Annotated in this window: 4 protein-coding genes; 2 read left to right on the forward strand and 2 right to left on the reverse strand. The window is 57.6% G+C overall.

The genetic code is table 11. From position 1 onward, the window contains the following. Window positions 1–78: 78 nt before the first annotated feature. Window positions 79–2,133: a S53 family peptidase gene (locus NZK35_RS08425; RefSeq protein WP_259632094.1), complete on the reverse strand. Its 2,055-nt coding sequence runs from the start codon at window positions 2,131–2,133 to the stop codon at window positions 79–81. 244 nt (window positions 2,134–2,377) lie between these two features. On the opposite strand from NZK35_RS08425, the gene NZK35_RS08430 reads away from it, so the two are divergent. Further along, entirely contained in the window at window positions 2,378–3,883 is a 1,506-nt protein-coding gene (locus NZK35_RS08430) for an FAD-binding oxidoreductase (protein ID WP_259632090.1), read from the forward strand. A gap of 1 nt (window position 3,884) precedes the next feature. Here NZK35_RS08430 and NZK35_RS08435 read toward each other — a convergent pair whose 3' ends face one another. Next, window positions 3,885–4,901, reverse strand: coding sequence for a methyltransferase (locus NZK35_RS08435; RefSeq protein WP_259632091.1), 1,017 nt, complete (start codon window positions 4,899–4,901; stop codon window positions 3,885–3,887). Window positions 4,902–5,024: 123 nt separating this feature from the next. Between NZK35_RS08435 and NZK35_RS08440 the strand changes: the two genes are divergently transcribed. Further along, window positions 5,025–6,938, forward strand: coding sequence for a RiPP maturation radical SAM C-methyltransferase (locus NZK35_RS08440; RefSeq protein WP_259632092.1), 1,914 nt, complete (start codon window positions 5,025–5,027; stop codon window positions 6,936–6,938). The last annotated feature ends 158 nt before the right edge of the window (window positions 6,939–7,096 follow it).

Below are 7,096 nucleotides of genomic sequence, written 5' to 3' on the forward strand. Positions count from 1 at the left end.
AAACACTCTCTCTATTTGGTTGGAAAGAAAATGAAACGGATCAGAAACGGTTTCGATAAACCATGAAGCCCCCGCATTCTAATCCGGCCGACGCCAAATTGGGGGGGAGAGCGGAGAAATTGCAAATTGAGCGAAGTGGGCGGCCTGCCGGGCGAGTCGAGCAGCTTGTTGAGCGAGTGCGGCGATGTCCGTCGTCTCCGTCGGTGGATCCTCCGATTTGCGATCCGGCCGCTTGGCCAACTCTCGTTTCACTCCCTCGAACAAGGCTCGGCCGACGGGCACGCCGTGGCCGGTGCATGCGTCCCAGCCGATGCCGGATTTGAAAAAGCCGTTGCTGCCTTCGGTGATATCGCGGAAGGCGTCGGTGCCGGCCAGTTGATACAAGATCGGATGGATGAATCCGACACGGCGTCCGAGACCTTGATTGATCCTCGCGATCAACGCCGCCCAAAGCGGCGCCGAGGCGCTCGTACCGCCGCTATAATCCCACCTGCCGGCAAGCAGCGTGTGGTAACCGCTGGCCAGCGACGCATTGGCAGCAACATCGGGCAAGCCTCGCCCATCAAATTCGTTCTGCTGGCTGGGCATACCGGGAAGCTTGAGCTTACTTTGATAGCCGGGACGTTCGAACTCTCGACTGCGGCCTCCGGCGGTGGCAAGACGGCATTGGTCGAGATCATTCCAGGCGTATTCCCTCACAATCTTGTCGTCGGCTGTTTCGATCTCCGTCCCTCCACAAGCCAGGACGTACGGTGAGCTGGCGGGGAAATTGACGTGCGGGCTGGTCGGCCGTGTTCGGATCACGTCAAAATCGCGCGATGCAGAACCGGCATCACCGGATGCCGCACAGATCGAGATCCCCATCAACGAAGCTCGTGCAAACAATGCGTTGGCCAACTGCATGGGGCGAGACGCCAAGGTGGCTTCTGCCGAACCATAGCTGATCGAAACCACGGACGGACGGTTTCGCGAATGCAACGCGTGGGTCAACGCCGTCAGATAGGGTTGCCGGGCGTTGGGGTGCAATCGAAAGACGACCAATTTCGCCCCCGGTGCAATACTACCGGCGACCTGCAGATCGAGCGTCAATTCGAGATCATTTGCATACTCGGCGATTTGTTGAGCGTTCCAAGTTTTGTCCGGCGGGCCAGGCGGAGAAGCGGCACGTGGATACTGCGGCCCGATCGACTCAACGATGATCTCCGGAGGCGTGATGCCCTGCACGCGGAAGTACGTGTCCATGTCAGATGAATGAAATTGTCCGCCCAACGAGATGATGCCGATCGTTTCGCCGGTTCCATCGAACTGCTCGGGAAAGTCATACAACCGCGCGATCTTTGACGGAAAGTAGACGTGATAGCCGGGCGGAATCGGTTCGTCGTTGGAGCTGCGCGGCGGGGTATAGTCGGGTCCGAATGGGTCGACACCCGCTTTCTCCTCTGATCGGTATTTCAGAGGCTCTTCGGCGCAGACCACCGGGGCATCGCCGCCTTCCTCGGGGCCCGCCCATGTCGCGTCGGGATCAACGCTCACGCTTTGGCTCGCAATCGATGAAACGCCTGTCGGATCGACCCAGGCCAATGTCTGCGGTGGCACGATGTCTGGCGGCGCGTCATCAGGCTCGGGCCACGCCGCCGGCAGTGCGTCCGGCGGCAGGTCAGGCTCCTCAAGTTCGACCTCCTTGATGTTCTCTTCGATGCGAATTCGCCCGAGAGTTCCAATGCTGTCCAGCCCACCAACGGCCTCGATGATCCCGTCCAAGGCTCGTGGGACGAAAACATCGCCGTGATGCCCAAAGAACTTTCCACGGCGACAATCAAACCGCTTCAATGTGACCTGAAATCCCTCGCTGCATTGCGCGACCGTGCCCTGGGCATGGACCACGCAGCGTCCTGGATAGGGATCGATCGAATCAAAACCGACACCTTTGCAGAAGTCCACGACGGCATCGATGTCCCCGTCGCTGGAACCAAATTGTTCTTCGAACTGTTCCAGCGAAAGCACTTCGTCCTCCAGCGTCTGAGCCCGGTCCTCACTCAGTGAGGGTGCATCTGTTCGAGGACGAACATAAATGGTGATCACCAGGGACCGACTCGGATCGGCGTCGCCCAATTCACGGACGTCCTGCGGCATCGGCACGGCGCTTCCTTTCAGCGGTACCCAATCTGAATCGGCGTCAGTTGAATTCGGGGACTCGTCGGCGGTGGTCAAAATAGGATTCCTCGTCCTGGAGGTGAAACGCTGATCAAGGCTACGTCAAAACCAATTCCGGAGCACCGCCCGCCGTGGTGAACGATTTGACGCACTATAGTAGAGCAAGACTCTGAATTCTAACGTTTAACAGAGCACGCCAACGCTTCCAGAAGGGTTTTTCAGAGTGAACGAATCGATCGATGCCGCTGTCGCTGCTTGGCGTGAGGCACTCGGACAGGCGAATGTGGTAACGTCGGCCGAGTCACTTGACCGGGCATCGACCGCCACCTTTCCGACCAATGCATCGGTTCTTGCGATTCTGCGCCCCGGCACTCATGCCGACGTTCAAGCTTCGCTGCGGATCGCAAACCGATTCGAGCTGCCGGTCTACCCGACCAGCCGCGGTTGCAATTGGGGGCTCGGCTCGTCCGTCCCCACACGCGACGCCGTACTGATGGACCTGTCTCGGATGAGCCGGATCGTGGACTTCGACCCGCGGTTGGGATTCTTGGTGGTAGAACCCGGCGTGACGTTCCAACAGGCAAGTGAATTCCTGCGTGATCAGCAATCAACGTTTTTCCTGCCGGTACCCGGAGGCCCGCCCCAGGGAAGTCTGATCGGAAACATCGCCGAGCGGGGAGAAGCCGCCGGGCCCTACGGCCAGCGAGCCGACTTTGTTGCCAACTTGCGGGCGGTGCTTCCCAACGGGGACTGCATTCACACCGGTTTTGGACGCTTTCCCAACGCGAGTGCAAAGCAGATTCATCGCCACGGTGTCGGCCCCAACCTGGAGGGATTGTTCACGCAGTCCAACCTGGCAGTGATCACTCAACTGACGGTTTGGTTGACGCCCTGTCCCCAGGTTCTCAAACCGTTCATGGCGTGCATCGGCAGGCCGGATCAACTGAATCAGGCGATCGACACGTCTCGCGAATTGTTACTCCATCGAGTCGTCGAGACCAACGGAATCGGTTTGTGGAACAGCCATAAAATGGCGTCGACGATGGGCGGTTATCCGTGGCAGGCCATGGATGGAAGAACCCCCGTGGACATCGAAAGGTTTCCGAGCGAACCCTGGCTGATCGGCGGAGCGATTTATGCCGCCAGCGCCGAAATCGCCGATGCAACCGCGGCATTTCTGCAGCAGAGACTGAAACCGGTAACCACCGATTGGCAATGGGGCGATGCGAATGATTCGCAGAACGTGTATCTGGGTATGCCCACCGAACACAACATCCGTTCGGCGTACTGGCGAAAGAAAAGCGGATTGCCGACGCAGATCAACCCGGATCGTGACCGATGCGGCCTGATCTGGATGTGCTTCGCCGTCCCACTGGTGGGTCAAGAACTGGTCGATGTCGTCAACGCCGTGGAACCCGTCGTCTTGCAACATGGTTTTGAACCCAATCTCGGGATGAACTGCGTCAACGGACGATGCGCCCACTTGTACCTCTCCATCATCTACGATCGCGAGATTGCCGGCGAAGATGAACGTGCGGTCGCTTGCCATGACAAGGTCATGACACTGCTGCGCGACCTGGGCCATCTGCCGTATCGCTTGACGCTCCTGTCTATGGATTCCTTGCCAAAGTCTCGGGATGATCATGACCGCTGCTTGCAGTCGATCAAGCGGGCGCTGGATCCCAAATCGATTCTCGCGCCAGGACGCTACGACGTTGTCCAAGACTGAATCAGGTCGACGTCGCATCGGTTTTGCCGGAAATCAGTAGCGAACCCAATATTTCGGGATCTTCCACGTCGCGAAACTGCACGTGACGAGGCGGTTGAAATCCGGCTCGGACCAACAGTCGAGTCGATTGAGGCACCGAGTAGGCGTCGCCTTCGTTCCACATGTGGAATGCAACCAGCGACCCCAACGCCGGTTGCGTGCGGCCACCGTCGGTGAACAGATCACGCACCACCAAACGTCCGCCCGCACCCAGCGCGGCGTGACAGGCGGAGAAGATGGATTGAACGGATGATTCGTCGAACAAGTGGATCGTGTGGGAGAGCAAGATCACGTCATAGGGTCCGCCGTAGCATCCATCGGTGACCGAACCCGACCGCAACATGATTCGATCGGCCAACTGAGCATCACTGACGTTCTGATGGGCGAAACGCAACGCATCATCCAGATCCAAAATGGTCGCGTTCAAATGCGGGTGCCTTTTGCACGCCGCGATCGCATAGCACCCGGGCCCGCCGCCCAAATCGAGCAGCGTCTGATCTCGATCAAGTTGCATGGCTTCGGCAATCCGATCGGCCGACAGATATGCCATCCGATCCATGGCTGCCATGTAGTGACGCCATTGGTCCGCTGTGGTGGCCGGTCGCACAGGCCCACCAAACCGCAAATGATTCAATAACAAAGAGATCGGCTTGCTTTCGAATTGGTCGGTGAAAAAATCGACGAATTCTCCGAAGGACTGGGCGTTGCTTCCGAGTAAGCTTTGACGTGCGATCTCGGCCAACTCGTACTCGTCACCCGTCCGCCGGACCAATTCCATCGTTTCCAACGTAGAAAGCAGCTTTCGCAGTCCGGTTGCCTGGACGCCGAGCGTGTTCGACAAACCCGTCACATCACAGGTCCTGTCGGCCAAAGCGGCAAACAGTCCCAATCGGTGAGCAATTGCCAGGCTCCGCGCACGCATCTGACCGGCAAGCAGGTCTTCGATGTAGCGACTTGGCGAAGGGGACGCGTCAGACATAATCCATTCTGGGCACGAAAAGCGATCGGATGTTTGGCAAACGGTAAAGTAGAATCATAGGTCGTCCATTAGCGATTCCGTTGCGATTTACAAAACTTCCGCCCCGCTTTCGAGATTCAAAGCATGTTGAATCCTCGCGTCGTGCTGGTGTCGATGCCGTGGCACAGCACCAACATGCCGTCGATTCAATTGGGGATCAACCAGGCGTTGCTGTCGGCGCACGGCATCGAGACATCGAGTTGCTCGTTCTATCTGGAATGGTCGCGGTTTCTCGTCCAGCGCGTTTCTCATCCCGAAGACGTGCTGACCGGAATCGAGTCGGTCAGTGACACGTTTCACGGTGTCGGTTTGGGAGAATGGATCTTCGGTGTGCCGCCACTGTTTCCCAGCGACCCACACTTCGACGCGGAGTATTACCATTTTCTTGTCCAGAAACGCATCCCGGCGAGAGTCATCGACAGCGCCTTTGCGGTGCGGAATTGGGTGCCCGAGTTTTTGAATCAGTGCGTCTCGGAGATCCTGGCCCGGTCGCCGGCCGTGGTAGGCTTCACCACGATGTTCAGCCAAAACATCGCCTCTCTCGTTTTGGCCAAACAACTTAAATTGCAGGACAGCAATCTGAAAGTTGTTTTGGGAGGGGCCAATTGCCAGGGCGAGATGGGAGCGGCACTGTTTCAACGCTTTCCGTTCATTGATGCCGTCGTTCGGGGTGAATCAGAAGGGGTTTTTCCAGAGCTGATCAAACAATGGCAATCCGGCAACAGCCCATCGGAGTTGCCGGGAATCTGTCTGCGGGAATCAGATGTCCAGCACATCACTCCTGCCGGCGGGAGCGCCTCCTTCACCATGGCCGACGTGCCTCGACCGGACTATGACGAGTATTTCCAGCGACTGAGCAGGCACCCACTTCGACCGATCATCGACCCACAAATTCAGTTGCCGGTTGAATCGTCACGCGGATGTTGGTGGGGCGAAAAATCTCACTGTACGTTTTGTGGGCTCAACGGTGCCACGATGTCCTTTCGGTCCAAGCCGGCGGAACAATTCCATGACCAGCTGATGGATCTTTCGCAGCGTTATCGTCGACTCCGGTTTTTCTCCGTCGACAATATCTTGGATATGAATTACCACCGTGAGCTGTTGCCACGGTTGGCGGAGTCGCCGATCAACTTTCAACTGTTCTTTGAAGTCAAAGCGAACCTGCGCAAGTCACAACTGCGGCTGATGCGTGACGCAGGAATTCGAACCATTCAGCCGGGAATCGAAAGCTTCAGCACGCCCATTTTAAAACTGATCCGCAAGGGAACGACGGCCCTGCAAAACATCCGGCTGTTGAAATACGGTGCCGAACTGGGTGTCGAGGTGGTCTGGAATGTGATCTACGGATTCCCCAATGAACCGATCGCTGAATACGAATCGATGGCGGCCGCCGTACCGTCACTTGTGCATTTGCAGCCACCGCGAATGGTGCGGTTAGTGATTGACCGCTACAGCCCTTACCATGCGGATCCGATTTCACACGGTTTGCAAATCATCGGGCCGGCGGAATTCTACGCGTACATCTATCGCGAACAAGCATCCGAACTGGCCGATCTGGCATACCATTTTGAAGCGGTGCATTCGGATGGTCGCGATCCGGAACACTACACGCATTCGTTGAAAGCGGCGATCGAAAACTGGAACCACCGATACGCGACGAATCCCGGTCGATTGACTTACCAACTCGGCCCCGGATTCATTCAAATTCACGATCATCGATTCGAACGCCCCTCGGAAATCATCCTGGAAGGAATCGAGGCGGCTGTGTATCAGGCCATCCAGCACGGGGGCAACGCGGAGTCCGTGCGTCGACACCTTCACGAAAGCCAGGATGTGCGTGTTCCGGCAACGCAAGTGCGCGACGTCCTGGAACGATTCCAGGCCCAGTCACTCGCGTTTGCCGACGACGATCGATTCCTCGCGTTGGCGGTCAACGTTCATGACAGGGTCGCCGACGATTCCGATGCCGGGTCGGCCGAGCCACCGTTGGTGTTTTAGCCTTTAGGCGATTCCCGGTCGCTGCATCGCAGCGACAATGGGCGGCTAAAGCCCAATACCGCTAAGTTAACATGAATGAGGGGGCCCGGACGCTGGCGCGAACCGGCTGATGTCAAACGAATATCAGCCGTTTGGCGCGAGCCTACGGGCCCTCATCT

Origin of the sequence: Stieleria sedimenti (genome assembly GCF_025060895.1) — a bacterium.
Taxonomy (GTDB): Bacteria; Planctomycetota; Planctomycetia; order Pirellulales; family Pirellulaceae; genus Stieleria; species Stieleria sedimenti.

What these genes read in the sequence shown, in the direction of transcription:
- NZK35_RS08440 (WP_259632092.1), top strand. Translation starts at nt 5,025, where the DNA reads ATGTTGAATCCTCGCGTCGTGCTGGTGTCGATGCCGTGGCACAGCACC.
- NZK35_RS08425 (WP_259632094.1), bottom strand. Translation starts at nt 2,133, where the DNA reads ATGCCGCAGGACGTCCGTGAATTGGGCGACGCCGATCCGAGTCGGTCC.
- NZK35_RS08435 (WP_259632091.1), bottom strand. Translation starts at nt 4,901, where the DNA reads ATGTCTGACGCGTCCCCTTCGCCAAGTCGCTACATCGAAGACCTGCTT.